Annotated in this window: 19 protein-coding genes; 11 read left to right on the forward strand and 8 right to left on the reverse strand. The window is 58.6% G+C overall.

Translation table 11 applies throughout. The annotated features are described in order from the left end of the window. Positions 1-81: 81 nt before the first annotated feature. A complete protein-coding gene (locus tag ENH71_RS01860; RefSeq protein ID WP_294132739.1) occupies positions 82-1,032 on the forward strand; it encodes a surface lipoprotein assembly modifier in 951 nt (316 codons plus the stop codon). Between the two features lie 20 nt (positions 1,033-1,052). Here the strand turns inward: ENH71_RS01860 and ENH71_RS01865 are convergent, their stop codons facing one another. Further along, a complete protein-coding gene (locus ENH71_RS01865) occupies positions 1,053-2,942 on the reverse strand; it encodes a S8 family serine peptidase (protein ID WP_294132737.1) in 1,890 nt (629 codons plus the stop codon). Positions 2,943-3,070: 128 nt separating this feature from the next. Here ENH71_RS01865 and ENH71_RS01870 point away from each other — a divergent pair, with 128 nt between their 5' ends. The 4 genes from ENH71_RS01870 to ENH71_RS01885 are packed head-to-tail and all read left to right on the forward strand — an operon-like array spanning position 3,071 to position 5,732. Further along, on the forward strand, positions 3,071-3,541 hold the full coding sequence (locus ENH71_RS01870; RefSeq protein WP_294132735.1) for an RNA polymerase sigma factor: 471 nt from the start codon (positions 3,071-3,073) through the stop codon (positions 3,539-3,541). Between the two features lie 41 nt (positions 3,542-3,582). Continuing rightward, entirely contained in the window at positions 3,583-4,368 is a 786-nt protein-coding gene (locus ENH71_RS01875) for an anti-sigma factor family protein (RefSeq protein WP_294132732.1), read from the forward strand. Positions 4,369-4,404: 36 nt separating this feature from the next. Next, on the forward strand, positions 4,405-4,950 hold the full coding sequence (locus ENH71_RS01880; protein WP_294132729.1) for a CC0125/CC1285 family lipoprotein: 546 nt from the start codon (positions 4,405-4,407) through the stop codon (positions 4,948-4,950). Between the two features lie 50 nt (positions 4,951-5,000). Further along, positions 5,001-5,732 (forward strand): YggS family pyridoxal phosphate-dependent enzyme, encoded by a 732-nt coding sequence (locus ENH71_RS01885; protein WP_294132723.1) that lies wholly within the window; start codon positions 5,001-5,003, stop codon positions 5,730-5,732. A gap of 28 nt (positions 5,733-5,760) precedes the next feature. Here the strand turns inward: ENH71_RS01885 and ENH71_RS01890 are convergent, their stop codons facing one another. Both ENH71_RS01890 and ENH71_RS01895 read right to left on the reverse strand, forming a co-directional pair. Then, a complete protein-coding gene (locus ENH71_RS01890; protein WP_294132720.1) occupies positions 5,761-5,994 on the reverse strand; it encodes an acyl carrier protein in 234 nt (77 codons plus the stop codon). Between the two features lie 65 nt (positions 5,995-6,059). After that, positions 6,060-7,604 (reverse strand): AMP-binding protein, encoded by a 1,545-nt coding sequence (locus ENH71_RS01895; protein ID WP_294132718.1) that lies wholly within the window; start codon positions 7,602-7,604, stop codon positions 6,060-6,062. Positions 7,605-7,953: 349 nt separating this feature from the next. Between ENH71_RS01895 and ENH71_RS01900 the strand changes: the two genes are divergently transcribed. Next, on the forward strand, positions 7,954-9,297 hold the full coding sequence (locus ENH71_RS01900; RefSeq protein ID WP_294132716.1) for a serine hydrolase domain-containing protein: 1,344 nt from the start codon (positions 7,954-7,956) through the stop codon (positions 9,295-9,297). 23 nt (positions 9,298-9,320) lie between these two features. Here the strand turns inward: ENH71_RS01900 and ENH71_RS01905 are convergent, their stop codons facing one another. The 4 genes from ENH71_RS01905 to efp all read right to left on the reverse strand — a co-directional run bounded on the left by ENH71_RS01905 (position 9,321) and on the right by efp (position 11,663). Beyond that, entirely contained in the window at positions 9,321-9,695 is a 375-nt protein-coding gene (locus ENH71_RS01905) for a VOC family protein (protein WP_294132715.1), read from the reverse strand. Between the two features lie 75 nt (positions 9,696-9,770). Beyond that, positions 9,771-10,073 carry a hypothetical protein gene (locus ENH71_RS01910; RefSeq protein WP_294132712.1) on the reverse strand — a complete coding sequence of 101 codons (303 nt, stop codon included), beginning with the start codon at positions 10,071-10,073 and terminating at the stop codon, positions 9,771-9,773. Between the two features lie 54 nt (positions 10,074-10,127). Next, entirely contained in the window at positions 10,128-11,090 is a 963-nt protein-coding gene (gene epmA, locus ENH71_RS01915) for an EF-P lysine aminoacylase EpmA (RefSeq protein ID WP_317622376.1), read from the reverse strand. A 3-nt stretch (positions 11,091-11,093) separates the two neighbouring features. Continuing rightward, complete coding sequence (gene efp, locus ENH71_RS01920) at positions 11,094-11,663, reverse strand: elongation factor P (RefSeq protein ID WP_294132710.1); 570 nt, start codon at positions 11,661-11,663, stop codon at positions 11,094-11,096. A gap of 101 nt (positions 11,664-11,764) precedes the next feature. Between efp and epmB the strand changes: the two genes are divergently transcribed. Continuing rightward, on the forward strand, positions 11,765-12,784 hold the full coding sequence (epmB, locus tag ENH71_RS01925) for an EF-P beta-lysylation protein EpmB (protein WP_294132708.1): 1,020 nt from the start codon (positions 11,765-11,767) through the stop codon (positions 12,782-12,784). Between the two features lie 4 nt (positions 12,785-12,788). Beyond that, entirely contained in the window at positions 12,789-14,855 is a 2,067-nt protein-coding gene (locus ENH71_RS01930; RefSeq protein WP_294132705.1) for an EAL domain-containing protein, read from the forward strand. A gap of 51 nt (positions 14,856-14,906) precedes the next feature. Here the strand turns inward: ENH71_RS01930 and parC are convergent, their stop codons facing one another. Further along, entirely contained in the window at positions 14,907-17,159 is a 2,253-nt protein-coding gene (parC, locus tag ENH71_RS01935) for a DNA topoisomerase IV subunit A (RefSeq protein ID WP_294132703.1), read from the reverse strand. A 228-nt stretch (positions 17,160-17,387) separates the two neighbouring features. Between parC and ENH71_RS01940 the strand changes: the two genes are divergently transcribed. The 3 genes from ENH71_RS01940 to ENH71_RS01950 all read left to right on the forward strand — a co-directional run bounded on the left by ENH71_RS01940 (position 17,388) and on the right by ENH71_RS01950 (position 21,028). Beyond that, entirely contained in the window at positions 17,388-18,560 is a 1,173-nt protein-coding gene (locus ENH71_RS01940) for a PA0069 family radical SAM protein (RefSeq protein ID WP_294132701.1), read from the forward strand. 76 nt (positions 18,561-18,636) lie between these two features. Beyond that, the gene (locus tag ENH71_RS01945; protein ID WP_294132699.1) at positions 18,637-20,220 is read left to right on the forward strand and encodes an HAL/PAL/TAL family ammonia-lyase; all 1,584 of its coding nucleotides are present in this window, start codon (positions 18,637-18,639) and stop codon (positions 20,218-20,220) included. A 46-nt stretch (positions 20,221-20,266) separates the two neighbouring features. After that, positions 20,267-21,028: an exodeoxyribonuclease III gene (locus ENH71_RS01950; RefSeq protein WP_294132697.1), complete on the forward strand. Its 762-nt coding sequence runs from the start codon at positions 20,267-20,269 to the stop codon at positions 21,026-21,028. Positions 21,029-21,056 lie beyond the last annotated feature (28 nt).

Genomic DNA, 21,056 nt, shown 5'->3' on the forward strand with positions numbered 1-21,056 from the left:
GCATGAAACCAGGGCCGGTACCTCAGGGTGCCGGCCTGCGATGACAACAATCGGTACCGATAAAAATATCAGGGGAAGGATATGAAACAGCCAATATTTCCATGCCCGGGCTCAACCGCAAACCGGATTTCAACAGGGCTGCTGCTGATCGCAACCGGCATCGCATCAGGCGTCGCCATTGCCCAGGGCAGTGACGAATTCACTGTCTCCGGTTCACTGGAAGCCGGCGCCGAATACAACAGCAATGTCAGCGTCAGCGAGCTGGAAAGCGCTACTGGCGAATCAGATACCGCCGGCACCCTGGATGCTGCCGTGGACGCCAATTGGCAAGCCACCGACCGGCTGTCGGTCGATACCGGTTACAGCTTTAGCGGTGAGCGCTATCAGGATTTTGATAGCTTCGACCTGGACCTGCACCTTCTGTACGGCGATGTCAGTTATGAACTGGACGCGTTCAGTCTGGGCAGCAACTATTACTACGCCGATGCCAACCTGGGCGGTGATGACTTCCTGATACTTAAACAGTACTCGTTATACGCCGGCAAGCTGTTTGCTGACCAATGGTTCCTGCGCGGCGCCCTGAACTTTGCCGACAAATCTTTTGATGACTTTGCCCAGCGCGATGCCGACAGCGAAGGCCTGAGCCTGGATGCTTTCTGGTTCTTCAATCAGGGACGCAGCAATCTGGTACTGGGTTACGCATTTGATGAGGAGCAGGCGCGCGATACAGCGTTCTCCTACGATGCCGAGACCCTCAGGCTGCGCTACACCCATCGCCTGGATCTGTTGGGCAATGACACAGAGCTGCGCCTGGGGACGCGCTGGCAGGATCGCAGCTATCAGTCGGTAACGCCGGCGCTGGGCGCCCGGCGCGATGACCGGCAACATATCACCGACGCCCGCCTGGAGATGTCATTGACAGAACAGCTGGCGGTTGCCGCACAACTTGAACGCGGTGACTATCAGTCTAACCTGGGCAGCGCTGACTACACTGAGAATCGGGCATCCGTGAGCCTGAAGCTGAGTTTCTGACGCGGGCCCTGTTTTTCCAGTCAGAGTGGATGCAACAGACCATGCCCATAGATCGGATCATGGCCTGAGCTCCCCAGGTCTGTTGCCCGTGCCGCCAGTGCCTCCCTGGCCTGGCCAGTGGTTTGTGCCGCTGAGACCAGTTCACAGGCTAAAAAAGCGCTGACAACAGGCGCTGCTATCGACGTACCGGACTCACGGCCGAAGTCGCCGCTGCCACGCGCTGTTGGCACCGATACACCCAGCGCCGCAAAATCAACATGATCTCCCTGCGCGGCCCAGCGATACACCGAGTGGTCATTCGCCACCGCTGTGGCCGTGACCACGCCATCATAGGCTGCCGGATACAACAAGTCGGCATGCGGCCCTTCATTGCCCGCAGCGGCCACCACCAGTTTCCCCTGCGCCTGTACTGCGCGTATCGCCTGCTCCAGCAAACGGTTGGCAGGCCCGGTCAGACTCATATTGATCACCCGCAACTGTTCCTGCTCCAGCATCCAGCTCAATGCTTCCAGCAAATGCATGACCGTGGCACCCTGGTGATAGGCATCCTGCGAATACACAACGCTGGCACTGTAAACGGTTGCATTGGGCAGCAACGGCGCCAGGTCATAGCCATAGGCACTGCCATCACCTACCAGCACGCCGGCTACTGCCGTGCCATGCCCGGATACCCCGTCAACCTGTTCCTGCAAAAACTGCCGACTGACAAATGCCGGTGGTGCCCCTGCTGCTCTGGCAAAGGCCGGATGCTCCGTGTTGATCATCGAATCGATCACACCCACGGCGACCGGATCTTCACACACCGCGCTCATCGGCACTGTCAGCCTGTTGCGCTCCGGCGCGCCCTGCCCGGCCTCCGGGCTATCTCCTGAGTTGCCCCCTGAGTTGTCCAGTGCCGCACCCGACTGCGCAGAGTAAACGTGGTTGCGATCAATCAGCTCACGCAATGGTTCGGGCACCAGATCCAAAATCTGGTCATTGGCATCCAGGTCCGGGGGTACCCGGAATCTCAGCAGGTAGCTTTCCAGCGCATCCAGGGTACGGGTTTGCGCCAGGTAGGGCATCAGGTCCGGCGCCTCGTCGATAAGCTGTTCGCGTTGCGCTTCACTCAACAGCATCACCCACTCGCGCTCCAGCACGCGGATGTTGGGCTCAATGGCAATCTCGACAAACATTTCGTCGCCATCGTCGCCAATAACCGGCAGACGCTCGGGCAACTGTGCCATCGGGCTGGGCCCGGGAATGCGCCCCCGGGCCTGCCCCGGGAGCTGCGATATGGCCTGCTGCGCAGCTGTTGGCAAATCCGGCCCGTTGGCCACCCCATTGCCGCGGCCACGCCCTGGCCCTGTCGCCTGCCCGGCGGCGTTGTCCAGTTGTTCCCGGGTCCGTTCCATTTGTTGCTGCGAGCGCTCAAGCTGTTGCTGGGTGCGCTCAAGCTGTTGTTGGGTCCGCTCAAGCTGCTGCGCACTGCGCTCCAGCAACTGCTCCTGCACCCGCTCCGCCTGACCGCCCTGTACCCGGTCCAATGCCTGGTTCTGCGCCGCCCGCGCCTGTCCCTGAACCCGATCCACCGTCTGGCTTTGCACCCGACCAATTGCCTGCTCCTGGGTTCTCTCGGAAGCCTGCTGCTGTGCGCGATCAGCCGCCTGCTCCTGCGCCCGCTCCACAGCGCGCTCAACTACCTGCTCAGAGGTCTGTTCCTGCACCCGCTGCTGAGTCAGTTCCTGGGCCTGCTCCTGTGCCCGTTCAGCGGCGCGCTCCTTTGCCCGCTCCGCAGCACGCTCCTGCGCCTGTTCGGCCTGACGTTCAAGCGCGTTCTGCACCGCATCCGGCACCTGCTGTGCCTGCGCCATGGCGGACAACACCAGCAGAGCGGCGCATAATGCTGTCAACCGAACTATGGGTCTCATCGGCTTTCCTGAAAATCAATGGTTTATGTTTACTTTAACGGCTCAGCGGCAATAAAAATTCCACTTAAAAGGAATAATTTAAACTACCATCCGTCAACGAGGTTAGAAAGAGGAAAATCAGGACTTCTATGAATGAGCAGTTAATCGACATATTGCCGGGGCTAAGGCGATTCGCCTGGTCACTGACGCAGTCGGTGCACGATGCCGATGACCTGCTGCAGGCGACGGTTGAGCGGCTGTTGAAGAAAGGTGTGCCAGACGGCGTGGAAGTCGCCCGCTGGGCGTTCACGGTCTGCCGCAACCTGTGGATTGATGAGTACCGCTCACGCCGGGTGCGCAAGAGCACTAACGTCGATACCGATCTGCTCGAAGCCGGGCAGATTGACGGCGAAAACGACATACAGGCACAAATGGAATTAAAAAAGGTCATGGAGATCATGCAACAGTTGCCGGAAGAACAGCGCCTCACATTGACCCTGGTGTCGATTCAGGGCATGTCTTATCTGGATGTGGCGCAGGCGCTGGAGATTCCTGTCGGCACCGTCATGAGTCGACTGGCCCGGGCCAGAAGCAAGCTGACAGAACTGGTAAGAACCTAGCACAGATGATTATTCAGCCTTCAGGCTGGTGGAGCAACAAGATGAACATTAGCGACGAAAAACTGGGTGCATTCCTGGACCAGGAACTGTCGAACCAGGAAATGGAGTTAGTCCGCGATGCCATCCGCAACGATGCCGCCCTGACACAGCGCCTGGCGGCGCTGGCCAGTGTTGAAGCTTTGTTGCAGCGCCATGCGTCCGCTCTGGACTCGCGCCCCATGCCGGACGCGGTACTGGCCATGCTGCAACGCAAAGAGCAGGCAGCGGACGCGGAAGCCACCGCTGCCCCGGACAATGTGGTACAGATGTCATCATGGCAGGCACGCCGCCAACAGGCACGCCAGTGGCTGAGCCAGCATGCCGCGCTGGCGGCGGGCATCGCACTGGTTGTCGGCTTCACCGGCGGTCAGTTGCTCAACACCGGCATGGCCGGTGGCCCGGCAGCGCGAATGGTCGCCATCAACATGGATGCCAGCCTCAACGATGCACTGGATACCACATTGAGCGGAGAAACGCTGAGCATCGATAACGATACACGCATGTTGAGTCGTTTCAGTTTTGTCGACCAACAGTCACAACATTGCCGACAATTTATTGTGGAAAATGGCTCTGTCGGCGAAACCGTCATCGCCAGCGAAAACATTGCCTGCCACACCGGGCAGGGCTGGGAGATTGTCGCCAGCGTCAGAACCGCGGGCACCCATGCCGGCGAGTATCAGACCGCCGGTGGCAGCTCACTGCTCGACAGTGCGCTGGACGCGATGATGCCCGGCAGTGCATTGAGCCTGGAAGAGGAAATCGCACTGATTGCCGATCAATGGCAGTAACGTTACCGATATGACAGGGTGATAAGGAGGCTTCACATGAACAGCACTCACATAGACACAGCACGAAACAAATTGGCACTGATCGCGCTGGTCGCCGTCAGCCTGCTGACGGCCTGCGCATCACAACCGGACTATCGCGCCGCGGACGGTCGGGGCTATGGCTATACCGAACAGCAGCTCAGTAGCGATCAGTACCGCGTCAGCTTTAAAGCCCGCGGTGACGACACCGGCCTGGCCATGGACTATGCCATGCTGCGCGCCAGCGAACTGACCCTGGAAGAAGGTTATGACTGGTATGATATTGCCAGCCGCGAAACCCTGGTGGATCGCGAGCGTGTGGACCCGGGCGTGTCCGCCGGGGCAGGCATCACGTACACTACCGTGAAGGACTGCGGCCTGCTTGGGTGTCGCACCTATCAGCGGCCCAGTCAGTCCTACCATACCGGCATGCATCTGGGTGACGAGCGCAGCGACGTGGAAGTCATCATGGAAATCCGACTGGGCAACGGCATGCGTCCCAGCGGGGAACAGAGCTACGACGCACGCGAGGTGTATCAGAACCTGAAACCTCAAGCCTCGTAAACCGGACCATGGTATGCTTGGTCCGACATCAATAACACTTCAGACATACCATGACCCAGACACCAGATGTCCGCAGTAGCGCCACCAGCTCTACCGCGAGCAACTACCGCGACATCGTTTCACGTATCAAGGCGCAGGAACAACGGTTCGGACGCGATGCCGGCAGCGTGCTGTTACTTGCGGTCAGCAAGACCCATGGCGCCGACAAGGTGCGTGAAGCCTACGCTGCCGGCGCACGTCAGTTTGGGGAAAATTACGTACAGGAAGCGCTGGACAAGATTGCGCTGCTGGCGCAACCACCGGATGCCCTGACCGATATCAGCTGGCATTTTATTGGCCCCATACAGTCCAACAAAACCCGGGACATTGCCGGCGCCTTTGACTGGGTGCACAGTGTCGACCGCCTGAAGATAGCACAGCGTCTCAACGACCAGCGCCCCGCAGATCTGCCCGCGCTGAACATCTGCGTACAGGTCAACCTGTCAAACGAAGACAGCAAATCCGGCGTGGCTCTGAGTGAGGCGGCGGCACTGTGCGCCAGCATCGCCACGCTACCGCGCCTGCAGCTGCGAGGCTTGATGGCCATCCCTGCACCGTGCAGGGACCACGATCAGCAACGCGCTGCGTTTCAGCCCCTGGCCGCGCTGTTTGCACAGCTTCAGCAGCAATACCCGACCATGGATACCCTGTCCATCGGCATGAGCGATGATTTTGACGCCGCCATCGCCGAAGGCTCGACCATGATCCGCATCGGTACCGCGATCTTTGGTGCCCGCGGGTAGCAGACTGGCAGGCTGTTGAAACCGCCTGCTAGGCCGCTTTGCTTACACGCACCAGGTCTACCAGATCATTCACGGTATCAACCTGAAACAGCGCGTGCTCCGGTATTTCGATACCAAAACAGATTTCAATTTCAAACACGATCTGTATCATCTTCAGCGAATCGATCATCAGGGATTTCACGCTGGTGTCAGCGTCTATCGGGCGCGCCGCCGGGCCCGGCTCTACACAGTCGCGTATGATTGAGATAATTCGACCTTCCATCAGTTGTCCCTCCGTGAACAAAAATATTTCCTGCCAATGCTCTGTGTCCCGCATTCATCTGCACGCTACTTTCCGCGCACCGGCAACAAGCGCAACATCAGTGACCCATCGGCCACAGCAGAGGCGCAACGCTGTCTGAGCACCAGGCCGCTGACGGCCAGTGGCAGACTGCCCGGACGCAGCAAGATGACCCGGTCAAGTCGACATCCGGTGTCGACCCTCACCGCGTCCATGATCGCGGATACCACTCCCTGCCAGTCGTTCGCCAATTGCGGGGTAGCACATTCCGCCAGCACTACCGTGTGCTGCATCTCTTCAAGGCGCAACACAATGCACCGGCTCAAACCAAGCGCTCCGAACGACTGCAGCACTACCGATTCGATATCCTCCGCCTGGAATTCACAATCACCGACGGCAAAGCGATGACTGCTGCGGCCCCGGCAATAAAACCCGTTGCCCTGGCGTGACAACCGGTCTCCGGTGGCAAACGCCTGCAATGTTGGCGCATTTGGCACACCCGGCGCGAGCGCCTCAATGCCGGTGCGAGAAACTGCCCGGTAGCCCTGAAGCGCAGCCACCACAACCGCCGTCGCCGACAAACCGTAGCAAACAAATATTTTTTCCGGTGACATATGGTTTTGACGATATCGTTCAATAAAATGGGAAAAAATGGCGGGCGTGGCAAGACCACCATCAACACAGACAAAACGCAGCGTGCTCAGATCCGGGCTGTGGTGTGATGGCGGGCGCTTGTCATGCTGCCCATTGTCATGCGCCGCCAGGGACAGAACTGACGGCGGCGCACTGATTATTGTGCAGGCAAATTGTGATGCCGCCAGTAGCCAGGGCGTGGCATCTCGCAGTGCCTGTTCAACGGGATAATACAGGGACACAACCCTGGCGCGCAGCGGCAACAGAACATGTAATACCAGCGCCATGCCGTCAGACAGATCCAGCGCCGTCAGCAAACGCTCATCAGCACCAGCTGCGACCAGCGCCAGTTTCTGTATCAGGCTGTCGACACTTTCCAGCAACTCCGCATGCGACAGCGCAACCGGCGCAGCGGCGTCATCGCCCGGCAAGCCGGGATAGATCATCGCAACTCCGGTGGCGGCAATCGGCGTCGGGTCCGGCGCTGGCCGACCGTGGCCTGGCAGGCCGTCGATGGCCAGATACAAAAGCGGGTGTTGCCGGGCGTGAAAACGGGGCTTTGAACTGAAACGACCAGCTTTCAGTTTTGCCAATGTTGTCTTGCGCCCGATCACAACGTGTACGCCGGTATGGGCGATGATATCAACAATGCCGGCCATGCCCAGCCGACGATGAAAAGTAACCGGCACCGGTGTACAACTCGCCATCATGACGCCAAACAGCATCGCAATGGCATCCGGCCCGTAGGGGCTGAGCACCATCACGGGCTCGCCGGATATCCGCTGCGCCTGCAGCAGGCCGGCGATCTCTTCTGCCCTGTGCCACAAGTCCTGACAGGTCAACACGGCTGACACATCGGCGACAGAATCGAGAAAGGTATACAGCGGCAGGTCCGGTTGATCGCGGGCCAGTTCCGCCAGCAGGGATACAAAGGTATCCCGATGATGCGACAAACTCATGCGCTCTCCTTGCGCTTTCCTCGGCTCTCTCTGGTTAGCCCTGGTCATCCCTGGTTATCCCTGGTTATCCCTGACTGTCCGTGGTTTCCCCGGCACTCTCCAATGCCCCCACCATGACATCCGGTGATGTTTATCCCTACCCTAAAAGTTTAGATCACACCCCTGCCCCCTTCCACTTTTTGTGCCATACTCAACGGCAGAGATTCCGAACCGGAGCGTCACAAAACCCGCCCGGACACACAAAGCTGCAGCAAGGAAACCCGCTAATAAGGAGCCTTCAGCCCATAAAGAGCCTTCAGCCTTTAAGGAGCCTTCAGCCCATAAAAAGCCTTCAGCCCTCAGGAGCCGCATGAAAAAAATCATCTTCACTGCCATCATCGTATTCGGCCTCGGCTTTGCCTTTGCCAGCGGCATCACACCAACCTACGTCTATAACGCCCCTGGCGTTGCCACCGGCATCGGCGCCAAACTGCTGTGCAGCTCTCGTTATGTCAGCGGCCTGTCCCCAGAGCAGTCGTTTGATGACCTGGTGCAATACTCATCGATTCTTCAGTATCTGGATGTCGACTATGATCCGTCTGCCCGGACAGTCACCACCTCGCTCTTCGGATTGTCATCGACCACCGCCAGCCATTATCCGGGCCTGGGCTGCTACACCGACTATGACGGGTTTGAGGCACGCGCCAACGCAGACCTGCAACCCATGCCGGTTTTTACCAGTCGCTGGCCTCATGGCACGCGGGTGGAAACCATCAACAACGACATGCAACGCCAGCTTGACGCGATGGTGTCCGGGGACAATGGCAACGGCCTGAACACACGCGCGCTGCTGGTGGTAAAGAACGGTGATATTGTCGCCGAAAGTTATGCCCAGGGCGCCGGTCCGGAAACGCCGTTGCTGGGCTGGTCCATGGCCAAGAGCCTGATGTCGGTGATGCTGGGGAATCTCGCGTATCGCGGAATGCTTGATGTCGACGAAGCGCCGGACTTTGACAGCTGGACGCAGGATGAGCGCGCGGACATCCGTATTCGTGACCTGCTGACCATGACCGATGGTCTGGACTTCTCTGAGCAGTACAACCCGGGTGACGACGCCACGGCCATGCTGTTTACCGAACCTTCAGCCTCCGGTTATGCCATCGGCAGACCGGCCCTTCATGAGCCGGGCACCCAGTTCAATTACAGCTCCGGCACGGCCAATATCCTGTCGCGGATTTATTTCAATCGCACCGGTGGCACCCTTGCTGACAGCCTGGCCGACTATCGCCAGCACATTGCCGGGCCGGTAAGTTTTCAGCATGCGGTTTTTGAACCCGATGCCCGCGGAGTTTTTGTCGGCAGCTCGTATTTTTACGCGTCGGCCCGCGACTGGGCACGGCTGGGACAGATGATGCTGCAGGGCGGGGTGCTTAACGGCGAGCGCATCGTCAGCGCAGACTGGGTAACACAATCAACCCGTCCGAATAACTCGGGTAACCAAAAAGCCTACGGCTATCAGTGGTGGCTGAACAGCGGGAATGCCCGACCGCGCTGGCCTGATCTGCCGGCTGATGCCTACGCCGCACAGGGCAACCGTCAGCAAAGCATTACCGTGATTCCGTCAGAGAATCTGGTCATTGTGCGACTGGGATGGACATCCGGCAGCTATCCGATCAATGATCGTATTGCGGAAATTGTTGAGGCGCTGCGCTAGCGCCTCAACGGCATACAACCGCGTTATTTGGTGAGACAGAACACGGTCAGTTTGTTGCCATCCAGGTCCCTGAAATAACCGGCATAGAAGCCGTCATCACCACGTGGACCGGCGGCGCCTTCGTCCTGTGCCTTCAGTTCCAGTGCTTTCTTGTGAACACGATCCACGGTTTCCGGGCTGTCGGCGGCCAGCGCCACCATGACCCCGTTGCCGGCTGTGGCGGGGTTGCCGTCAAACGGCTTGATGATCGACATCATCGGTTGTCCCGGCTTGTTACCCCAGGCGATAAAGGTCTCCATTTCCATAAAACGTTTGCCGCCCAGCTCTGCCAGCAAAGCATCGTAAAAAGCGGCCGCTCGCGGCATGTCGTTAGTCCCTACGCATACATATCCAATCATGATTTTCCCCGATTTGTTGTTAAAGAGTCCTGTTGTTAAAAAGACCTGATGATTAAAAGACCTGCGGCTAAAACACTACTGTGTATAAGGCAACCCGCAATGCGCGCAGGTGCGGCGGAACGGATTGAGGAAATACTTTTTCACAAAAAACTGTTCGTGACAACGCGGACAGCGGCGCACCGACATATTGATGCCAAAACCGGCATACAGCGCCATGTAGGCCAGCATCAGCCAGGTGATGTCCTGGCCCTGCCCGACCAGCCGCCCGACGGCATAAACATAGACCGGAAAGGTTAAAAAACAGACCATCAATCGGTTTCTGGATGTGCGGATTTTACGCAGGACGTCGCTAAAAGCGTCCTCTGAAGGGGCCGTCATAGTGCATGCTCTTGACTGTGAATTATGGGCAATACCCTACCATGAAGGCGGCATTCATGCATTGTCAGCAACAAAACTGAGTACCTCGCTGATATGACCGGCGCCAGCGGCCAGCATCATCAGGCGATCGAATCCGAGCGCGACCCCCGCACAGGCCGGCAGGCCATGATTCAATGCTGCCAGCAAACGGTTGTCAACCTCGCGCACGGGTAACCCGGCCGCCTGACGCTGCCGGTTGTCGGCCGCAAAACGACGCGACTGTTCCGCCGCATCGGTCAATTCCAGATACCCGTTGGCCAGCTCCATACCGGCAATAAACAACTCGAATCGCCGCGCAACGGGGTAACCGTCGTGGTCATGCGTGATCTGCGCCAGCGCCGCCTGGCTGGCTGGAAACTCAATCACAAACACCGGCGCCTGCAATTGCGGTTCAATCACCAGTGACATTAACAGATTCAACAGGTCGTCCCGGCTCAGCGTCATATCGCCGGGATCCGTGTACCCGCGCGCGCAGGCCAGCAGCTCGTCGTCGCTGGCAGCCAACGGATCCAGCGCCAGATACTGACGAAACAATTCACGGTAGCTTATTCGCGGAATATCAGCGTCGGTGGCGAGCATGGGCGCAGGCAGGCACACGCCCATCAGGGCGGCCACTTCGTCCATCAGTTGACTGTCATCAAACCCCGGCCGGTACCACTCCAGCATGGTAAATTCCGGGTTATGACGCTGACCGGTTTCATCGCGGCGGAACGCTTTGCAAAGCTGATAAATCGGACCGCTGCCCGCAGCCAGCAGGCGTTTCATGGCGAATTCAGGGGACGTTTGCAGATAGCGCCTGTCCCCCGGAGCCAGCTCCAGCGCCAGCGCGTCCAGGTGCGGATCGGTGCCGGTGGCATGACACATCAATGGCGTGTCTACTTCCAGCACATCGCGGTCAGCAAAAAAGCCCCGTACGCGCGCCAGCATCCCGGCTCTCAAACGCAAATTGGCCGGCGTGGCATCGGGTTGCCAGCGCACGATTTATCTGACCCGGTTCTGGTATTCGCCGGTACGCGTATCTACCCGCAACACGTCACCGATATTGACGAACAGCGGCACCTTGACCACGGCGCCCGATGCCAGCGTTGCAGGTTTGCTGCCGCCCTGGGCGGTATCACCTTTCAAGCCGGGGTCAGTCTCCACCACTTCGATTTCTACGAAATTCGGCGGTGTCACATTGATCGGTGTGCCGTTATAGAGGGTGACCACATACACGTCTTCCTCTTTCAGCCAGTTCAGGGCATCGGCCACTGCGGCCTTGTCGGCGGGAAACTGCTCGAAGCTGCCATCCGTTTTCATGAAGTGCCAGAACTCGGTATCGCTGTACAGGTACGACATGTCGGTTTCCATGACATCGGCCGCTTCCAGCGATTCGCCGGATTTAAAGGTACGCTCCCACACCCGCCCGTTGAGCAGGTTGCGCAATTTGACGCGATTGAAGGCCTGACCCTTGCCGGGTTTAACAAACTCGTTGTCCAGAATGCTACAGGGATCGCCGTCCAGCAGCACCTTTAAGCCGGGTTTGAACTCGTTGGTAGAAAATGTCGCCATTGTGCCCTCTCAATTATAGTCTTGGTAATGCCTCACAGGAGGTTTAACATGGCCGTCATGTTAATTGCCTGTGCTCACCTTCAAGCGGATAAATGTAGTCGATGTCGTCTCTAGTGCTGGCCCGGCGCCACCCTGATGACAGCGCGCGGCGCTGGCAGCAGGAACTCTCCAACCTGATTACGGACCCGAAGGAACTGCTGCAACTGCTGGGGCTCAACCCCGATGATGTCAGCATTCCGGCTGACGTACTGCGCGCTTTTCCTCTCAAGGTGCCCCGGCCATTTGTCGCCAGAATGCGTCCCGGCGACGCGCGTGACCCCCTGTTGCTGCAGGTGCTGCCGTCGGCTCAGGAAAGCGATGATACCCCCGGATACGGCTTCGATCCACTTGCAGAGGCCGATTTTAACCCTCAGCCAGGAATTCTTCATAAATATCAGGGGCGTGTGCTGGTACTGGCAGCGCCGCATTGCGCTGTGCATTGCCGCTATTGTTTCCGACGTCACTTCCCCTATGAAGACAATGTGCCCGGCCGCCAGGTCTGGGAGCAAAGTCTGCAGTGGCTGGCGACACAGCCGCAGATCAACGAAGTCATCTATAGCGGCGGTGATCCGCTGGCGGCCAGCGATAAACATTTGGCCTGGCTGACAAATCGTATTTCAGAAATTCCACATATCGGCCGACTACGTATACATACACGTACACCGGTGCTGGTGCCGTCGCGGGTGGACGATAAGCTTATTGCGTGGCTTGGTGACAGCCGGTTGCAGACTGTCATGGTCATTCACTGCAACCATGCCAATGAAATCGATGCTGATGTCATTGCGGCCATGCACCGATTGCGCGACGCCGGAGTGACCCTGCTCAATCAGAGTGTGCTGTTGAAGGGTGTCAACGACTCTGCGCAGGCGCTGGCCGCGCTCAGTGAGGCCTTGTTCGCGGCGGGCGTGTTGCCTTATTACCTGCACGCGCTGGATAAAGTACAGGGAGTGGCACATTTTGACGTCAATGAAGACCGGGCGAGGGAGCTGATCATGGAATTGAAGCAACAACTACCGGGCTATCTTGTCCCCAGGCTGGTGCGGGAAATACCCGGCGAAGCGTCTAAAACCGGACTACTATAAACCTATGGATAACACAGCCACACACCACATTCTGGTCAACCATTATCCTTCGGGCAATGCCGACAAAATTATCGGGCTGCTGCGCCGTGCCGGGCTGAACATCCGTGTTCGCGAATTCGAAGGCTATCACTTGCCCGACGACGTGCCCGGTTGTGATACCCATGACCTGATACTGCTGTTTGCCGACGCTCCCGGCCAGACCAACGAGGCGCTGCTGCGCCAACTGCAGTCATCACGACGCGACATTCCCTGTTTGCTGATCTGTCGCGCGCCCGCGCGGTGGTTGCCCATGCTGAACCTGGGCGCAGCCGGCCTGATCAATGAATCCCTGCTCGATTCGGCTGCCGGCCAGGTGGAATTCGTTTACCGCGTCAAACGCGAGCTGGCGCAGTTGAAACAGCGTCGCGAATCCAGACGCGCGACCAGCAGTCTGCGCGAACTGCACCAGCGCCTGCAAAGCTTCATGGACAGTACGTCCGACGCAGTGGCCTGTCTGCAGGATGGCCTGCACCAGTATGCCAATCAGGGCTGGCTGACATTTTTTGGTTTCCCCAACCAGCTAGCGCTGCAGGCAGTGCCGTTTCTCGATCTGGTGGCCGACGAAGATGTGGAAAAGGTACGCGACTTTTTACGACATCACCTGGACGCCGGACAGCAGCGCTGCGAATTCACCGCCTTGCGCCGTGACGGTACCGAAGCGCGGGCAACGCTGGACAGCTCGGCCATCAGCATTAATGGCGACAACAGCCTGCAGCTCCTGATTCAGCCGGCCAAGGGCAACTCCATTCATCACAACGCCATCCGTGCAGCACGCAGCAAAGACATGCAAAGCGGGCTATTGAACGAATCCGGCCTCAGCCGGATGCTGGACCAGTCCATCAGCAGCGCTGTGTATCAGGGCCGCCACAGTGCCGTGATTATGCTGAGCGCACCCAATCTGTCCGACATCGCGGTAGTGCTGGGCAAGAACGACATGCACCTGCTGCTCGGCGAAATAGCCTCGCTACTGGCATCCGCGTGTCCAACACACGCCGTGCTGGGCAGACTGAATGCCGGTGACTTTATTGTCCTGATGCCTGACGCCGACACCGAAAGCTGCCAGCAACTGATCGCCCGACTGGAAAATCAGCGCGAGTTGCTGGCGGGACTGGCACCCGAAGGCACCAGCCTGCATTTCAGCATTGGCGCCGCCATGATTACCGATGAAGCGCCCGATGCCGATACTCTGCTGATACGCGCCCGCCAGCATCAGACGCTGCGGCAACATCAGCACGCCGGCACCTCGGACGCCGGCGAAACCGGCGCCACACTGGCATTGCTGCGTCAGGCCCTGCAGGATGAAACGCTGATGCTGGTCTACCAGCCCACGGTCAGCCTGAAAGCCGATGCCAATGAATATTACGAAGTCCGGATAAGACTGCCACTGGCGGACCGGATTATTTACCCGAGTGAATTCCTCGACGCCGCCAATCAGCACGGTTATGGCGAACGTATCGACCGATACGTCATCGCTCACGCCTTGCGTGCCATCGCCGAACACGATCAGGCGCAGTTGCGCCTGACCATTAACCTGACATCCAACACACTGCTCAGCCAGACTTTGCTGGCGTGGTTGACGCATGAACTTCGGCGCCACCAAAAAAGTCCGCGCCAACTTATTCTGCAAATCAGTGAAATGGATGTGCTCAGCGCCCCCGACGAGGCACGACGCTTCTGTATGCAGGTGCGAGATCTGGGCTTTGAACTGGCGCTGACGCATTTCGGCTGCAGCCTGGACCCGTTCCGGGTACTGGGTGAGGTGCAGGCGGATTACGTCAAACTGGACCGTTCCCTGCTGCATCGTATAAACATCGACGCCGACCAGCGCGGACGCCTGCACGACGTGGTGAGTACACTGCATTCGCAGGGCGTAAGGGTGATCGCGCCCATGGTTGAAGATATCGAAATGCTGCCGCTGTTGTGGCAGAGCAATGTCAATTTTGTGCAGGGCAATTGCCTGCAGCAACCCAGCCAGACCATGGAATTCGGCATGTTCCAGGCACAGGAGATCAGCCTGGAATCAGTCGGCTGAGCTTTCCATTCGACGCGCGTTGGGGCTCAGTGGTCTTTTAGTGTGCCACCTCTACTGTGCCACCTCTACTCTGTCGACATTCTGGAATCCGCGCGGCAGTTTATTACCTCTGCGCCCGCGTTCGCCGTGATAATGCGCCAGATCTCCCGCTTTAAGAGTCAGGTGCCGGCGCCCGGCATAAACGGTCACTGCGCCCTCAGCCGACAGCACGGTCATTGACACCACAAACTCCAGCCGATCGGCAACACGTCCGGACGGGATACCGATGATCTTGTTGCCTTTGCCACGCGCCAGCACCGGCAGCTCGGCGACCGGGAAGCACAACATGCGGCCTTCGTTGGTCACCGCCACCAGCAGATCCGTTTCCGGATTCTGTATCTGGGTGGGCGTCAGCACGCGCGCGCCTTTGGGCAAGGTCAGTACCGACTTGCCCGCCTTGTTCTTGCTCTGCAGATCACCGACGGTAGCCACAAAGCCGTAACCGGCATCACTCGCCATCAGCACCCGCTGCTTGTCGTCGGCCATCAGCACGCCTTCAAACGATGCGCCCGACGGAGGTGCCAGGCGTCCCGTTAATGGCTCACCCTGTCCGCGCGCCGATGGCAGGGTATGCGTTTGCACACTATAGGCACGCCCGGTTGAATCCAGGAACACCGCCGACTGGTTACTCTTGCCCTTGGCCGCAATTTTGAAGCCGTCTCCGGACTTGTATTGCAGCGCTTCCGGATCAACATCGTGGCCCTTGGCTGCGCGCACCCAGCCGCTTTTTGACAGCACCACCGTCACCGGCTCCGATGAAATCAGCTCAACTTCACTGAACGCCTGCGCTTCCGAACGCTGCACCAGCGGCGAACGCCGGTCATCGCCATACTGCTCGGCATCGGCTATCAGTTCCTTTTTGATCAGGGTTTTCAGTTTACGCTCGGAACCCAACAGGCCTTCCAGGTGCTCGCGCTCTTTGGCCAGCTCGTCCTGTTCGCCGCGGATCTTCATTTCTTCCAGCTTGGCCAGGTGACGCAGCTTCAGCTCCAGGATGGATTCAGCCTGCACATCATCCAGCCCGAAACGCGCCATCAACACCGGTTTGGGTTTGTCCTCGGTGCGAATGATATGAATCACTTCGTCAATGTTCAGAAATGCAACCAGCAGACCTTCCAGAATATGCAGCCGATCCAGCACTTTTTGCAGGCGATACTGCAGTCGGCGGCGCACGGTTTCGGTCCGGAAAGATAACCACTCGGTCAGGATGACACGCAGATCTTTTACCTGCGGCCGGCCATTGGTGCCAATCATGTTGAAATTGACGCGGTAACTTTTTTCCAGATCCGTGGTGGCAAACAGGTGCAGCATGGTTTCATCGGCATCGATGCGGTTGGAGCGCGGCACAATGACAATACGGGTCGGGTTCTCGTGATCGGACTCATCACGCAGGTCTACCACCATGGGCAGTTTCTTTTTCTGCATCTGTCCGGCAATCTGCTCCAGAACCTTGGCGCCGGAAACCTGATAAGGCAGGGCGGTGATAACAATATCGCCATCTTCCACTTTATAAACTGCGCGCGCTTTCACCGAGCCGCGGCCGGTTTCATACATCGTGCGCAGATCCGCCAGTGGCGTGATGATTTCCGCCTCCGTAGGATAATCCGGACCTTTGACGTGTATCAGCAGATCCGCCAGCGTCGCCTTGGGTGCATCCAGCAGGTGCACACAGGCACTGACCACTTCACGCATATTGTGCGGCGGAATATCTGTCGCCATTCCCACCGCAATACCACTGCCGCCGTTGAGCAGCACATTGGGCACCCGTGCCGGCAGCAGGGCCGGTTCGTCCATGGTACCGTCGAAATTGGGTTTCCACTCCACCGTGCCCTGACCCAGTTCGGACAACAGCAGCTCAGCGTATTTCTGTAATTTGGACTCGGTATAACGCATGGCAGCAAAGGACTTGGGATCGTCCGGCGAACCCCAGTTGCCCTGCCCGTCCACCAGCGGATAACGGTAGCTGAACGGCTGCGCCATCAGCACCATGGCCTCATAACAGGCGGAGTCTCCGTGCGGATGAAACTTACCGATCACATCACCGATGGTACGCGCCGATTTCTTGAACTTGGATGAGGCTTTCAGACCCAACTCCGACATGGCATACACAATGCGACGCTGCACCGGCTTCAGGCCGTCTCCGATATAGGGCAGCGCACGGTCGTTGATGACGTACATGGAGTAGTTCAGGTAAGCCTGACGGGTGTAGCTGCTGAGCGCGATCTGCTCGGTGCCGTCGGCATTGATGGTGATGTTCATGGTCATAAGCGGGCCAACTGTAAAATTTTTATCTGTGAACAGGCTTGGTAAACAATGCGCTGTTATAGCACATTCAGGTGCCCCGACTGTAGTCCCGTGCGGTCGCCACAGTTGTCGGACCGGCGGCAACACGGCCGTTGTGTCTGCTATTGCGCCCGGTATTGCGACAGCCAGACAAGGCGGGTAATATACTGTTTGTATATACAGTATATCAGCTCTTCCGGAACCGGCCTCATGAAATCCTCGATCATCACTGCCGAGCAGCACGTCATCGCGTCAGATCACCGACCTGTCAAGGGCCGCGGCGCCCTGTCCAACCTGCAGGGCCGCTTCGAGCACCAGTTGCGCGAGGCCTTTGATGACGGGTGGGCTGATGGCCGGAATGACGGCAGAGACCGCCCCGAAGACGAAATGCCGGCGCCGCAAACCCAGATCACCGAAGAGATCGCACGCAGCATCCTGACCCGCAACCAGTCACCGGATATTCCATTTAACGTATCACTGAATCCCTATCGCGGCTGTGAACATGGCTGTGTTTACTGTTTTGCCCGACCCACGCATAGCTACCTGGAGCTGTCGCCGGGGCTGGATTTCGAAACGCGGTTGTTTGCCAAGATCAACGCGGCCGAGCTGCTACGGCGCGAGCTGGCCAGCCCCTCGTGGCGTCCGGAAGGCATAGCCCTGGGCGTTAACACCGACGCCTACCAGCCTTGTGAGCGCAAACTGGGCATTACCCGGCAGGTACTGGAAGTCATGGAGGAATGCGGGCAACCGGTGGGCCTGATCACCAAGTCGGCGCTGATCGAGCGCGACATCGATATCCTGGCGGCGATGGCAAAAAAACGCCAGGTGACCGTCACCATCACTATCACCTCACTGGACCATGCGCTGTCACGCAAGCTGGAACCGCGTGCTGCCTCGCCTACCCGACGCCTTAAAACCGTCGCCCGGCTGGCGGCAGCGGGCATTCCCGTGGGCGTGAATGTCGCACCCATTATTCCGTTTATCACCGATCAGGACTTTGAGCAGGTACTTTATGCCGCGGCCGAGGCCGGCGCCAGCGCGGCCGGTTATATCGTGCTGCGCCTGCCGTGGGAAGTGAACCCGCTGTTTCAGCAATGGCTGCAGACGCACTTTCCCGACCGCACTGAACGGGTGATGGGACGGCTGCGCGATATGCGTGGTGGCAAGGATTATGATGCCAGCTACGGCACCCGCATGCGCGGTGAAGGTATCTGGGCAGAACTGATCCGCCAGCGCTATGAGATTGCCATGCGCACTTGCGGCCTGGCCAGCCGACAACAGGATTATGCCGAACTGGACAGCAGTGGTTTTACCCGGCCGCGCTACATTCCGGCAGCGCCAGCCAAAACTGATGGTTCGCCGCACCAACAGGATATGTTTTAGCTCAAGTCGCTGATCGGATTGCCGCCAAATAACGTACACTTCACCCCACCTATTCCAGGACCCGGCAGCAACCCTGATGAGCGATACACTTTCCCTTGACCAGTTCGAGCGCATTGCACTGGGACAACTCGGTTTCACACTCTCTGAACAACAATGGCACAACATCGACAAAACCCACCGGTATTTGCTGGAGCAAGTCGCGAAGCGTCGATTGATCTATGGGGTAACCACCGGCTACGGTCCTCTTGCCACCACCTACGTTGAGCCTCATCACTCCGAAGAGCTTCAGCAGAATCTGGTGCATCATCTATGCAGTGGCGTCGGCCCTGCATTGACCCGAGTGCAGACACGCAGCCTGATCACTGCCCGTCTGCTGAGCCTGTCACGCGGCCATTCCGGGGCGAGTCCGGCACTGGTACAACGCCTGGCGGCCTGCCTGGAACACGATTTTGTGCCTGAGATTCCGTCACAGGGCACCGTCGGCGCCAGTGGCGACCTGACACCCCTGGCCCATCTGGCGCGCGCACTGAGTGGCGGCGGCCGGGTCCGCCTGCACGGCGGCGACTGGCAGCCGTCCGCGGACGTCCACGTTCAGCTCGGCTGGGAGCCGCTTAAGCTGGCCGGCAAAGACGCTATCGCCCTGGTCAATGGCACCTCGGTCACTGCCGGCATTGCCGCGCTCAATGGCTCCCAGTCACTGCGCATGGCAAAACTGAGCAGCGCCCTGGTGCTGTTATATGCCGAGCTACTGGGCGGACACCGGGAAGCCTTCCATCCTCTGATTGGTGAGGTGCGGCCGCATCCGGGGCAACGGCAGCTACACGCCTGGTTATGGAAAATGAGCGCTGACAGCGAGCGCCTTAAACCCTGGACCGAGTCCGGTCAGTATCTCCCGCATTCCACTCATGAGGCAATTCAGCAGGACCAGCCCCTGCCCCAGGACGCCTACACCCTGCGTTGCGCACCACAGGCCCTTGGCGCGGTGATGGACACGATTGAACAACACAACAGCGTCGCCAGTCGGGAACTGATATCGGTCACCGACAATCCGTTATTGTTCGCCGATCTGGACACCGTGCTGCATGGCGGCAACTTCTTTGGTCAGCACCTGGCCTTTGCCAGCGATCATCTGCGCAATGCGGTCATCCAGATGGCCCTGTACAGCGAACGGCGTATCGCCCGCATCACCGATCCACTGCGAAATGGCAGCCTGCCCGCGTTCATGCAACCTCATCAGACCGGTTTGCACAGCGGCTTCATGGGCGCGCAGGTCACGGCGACCGCACTGGTGGCCGAACTGCGCAGCGATGCCATCCCGGCGTCGATCCAGTCCATTCCGACCAATGCCGACAACCAGGATATCGTGCCTCTTGGCACAATCGCCGCACGCAAGACCGCAAACGCGCTGACTGCGCTGCAAAAAATACTCGCCATAGAGGCCATGGTGTTGACCCAGGCGATGGATATCGAGAAGCGCGCAGGATTTGGTCGCTGCAGTCAACAGCTGTATGTTATGGTTCGCGAGACCGTGGCAACACTGACACAGGATCGCCCGCTGGCCGAAGATATAGAGGCACTTGCCGGGAAGTTTGCCAGCCCCGATGCATTGCGCTTTCTGGCAGACACAGAAAGCGCCGCAGAACATGAGCCAACGACATGACAAACAACGACAGCATGACCAGAAGTGCAATGATGGACGGTAACGCATGCGACTGATCTCCTGGAACGTCAACGGCATTCGCGCCGCCGTTAAAAAAGATTTTCTGACCACACTGCAAGACATGCAGCCCGATGTGCTGTGCATTCAGGAAACCAAGGCACAGGACGAACAGGTCATCACTGCGCTGGGCGACGACCACGGTTACCACGTGGTGCCGCATTCGGCCGTCAAGCTTGGCTATTCGGGCACCGCCATCTTCAGTCGTCACCAGCCACTGTCCGTCGAGTTTGGACTGGACATCGAACAACACGACCAGGAAGGCCGTGTCATCACCGCCGAGTTCGACGACTTTTTCCTGGTCACCGTCTACACACCCAACTCGGGCAGCGAACTGAAGCGCCTGGAGTACCGCGAGCAATGGGACCGTGATTTCCGCAAGCACGTTGAGCAGCTGGAACTCAAAAAACCGGTGGTGATTTGTGGCGACCTGAACGTTTGCCATCAACCCATCGACATCGCCAGACCCGATGCCAATTACAACAAAAGCGCCGGGTATACCCAAATAGAGATTGACGGCATCGACAGTTTGCTCAAGGCCGGCTACATCGACAGTTTCCGCCACCTGCATCCTGACACCGTCAAGTACAGCTGGTGGAGCATGCGTGGTGGCGCGCGTGCCCGGAATGTGGGCTGGCGGCTGGATTACTTCCTGGTGTCAGAAAAGCTGTCGGAACGCATTACCGGCGCGGAGATCTTGAATGAGGTGTACGGATCGGATCATTGCCCGGTGGTACTGACCCTCGACTGAGCAGAAGACGGTGGCGAATACTGTGTTT

This window comes from Pseudohongiella sp. (assembly GCF_011050365.1).
Taxonomy (GTDB): Bacteria; Pseudomonadota; Gammaproteobacteria; order Pseudomonadales; family Pseudohongiellaceae; genus Pseudohongiella.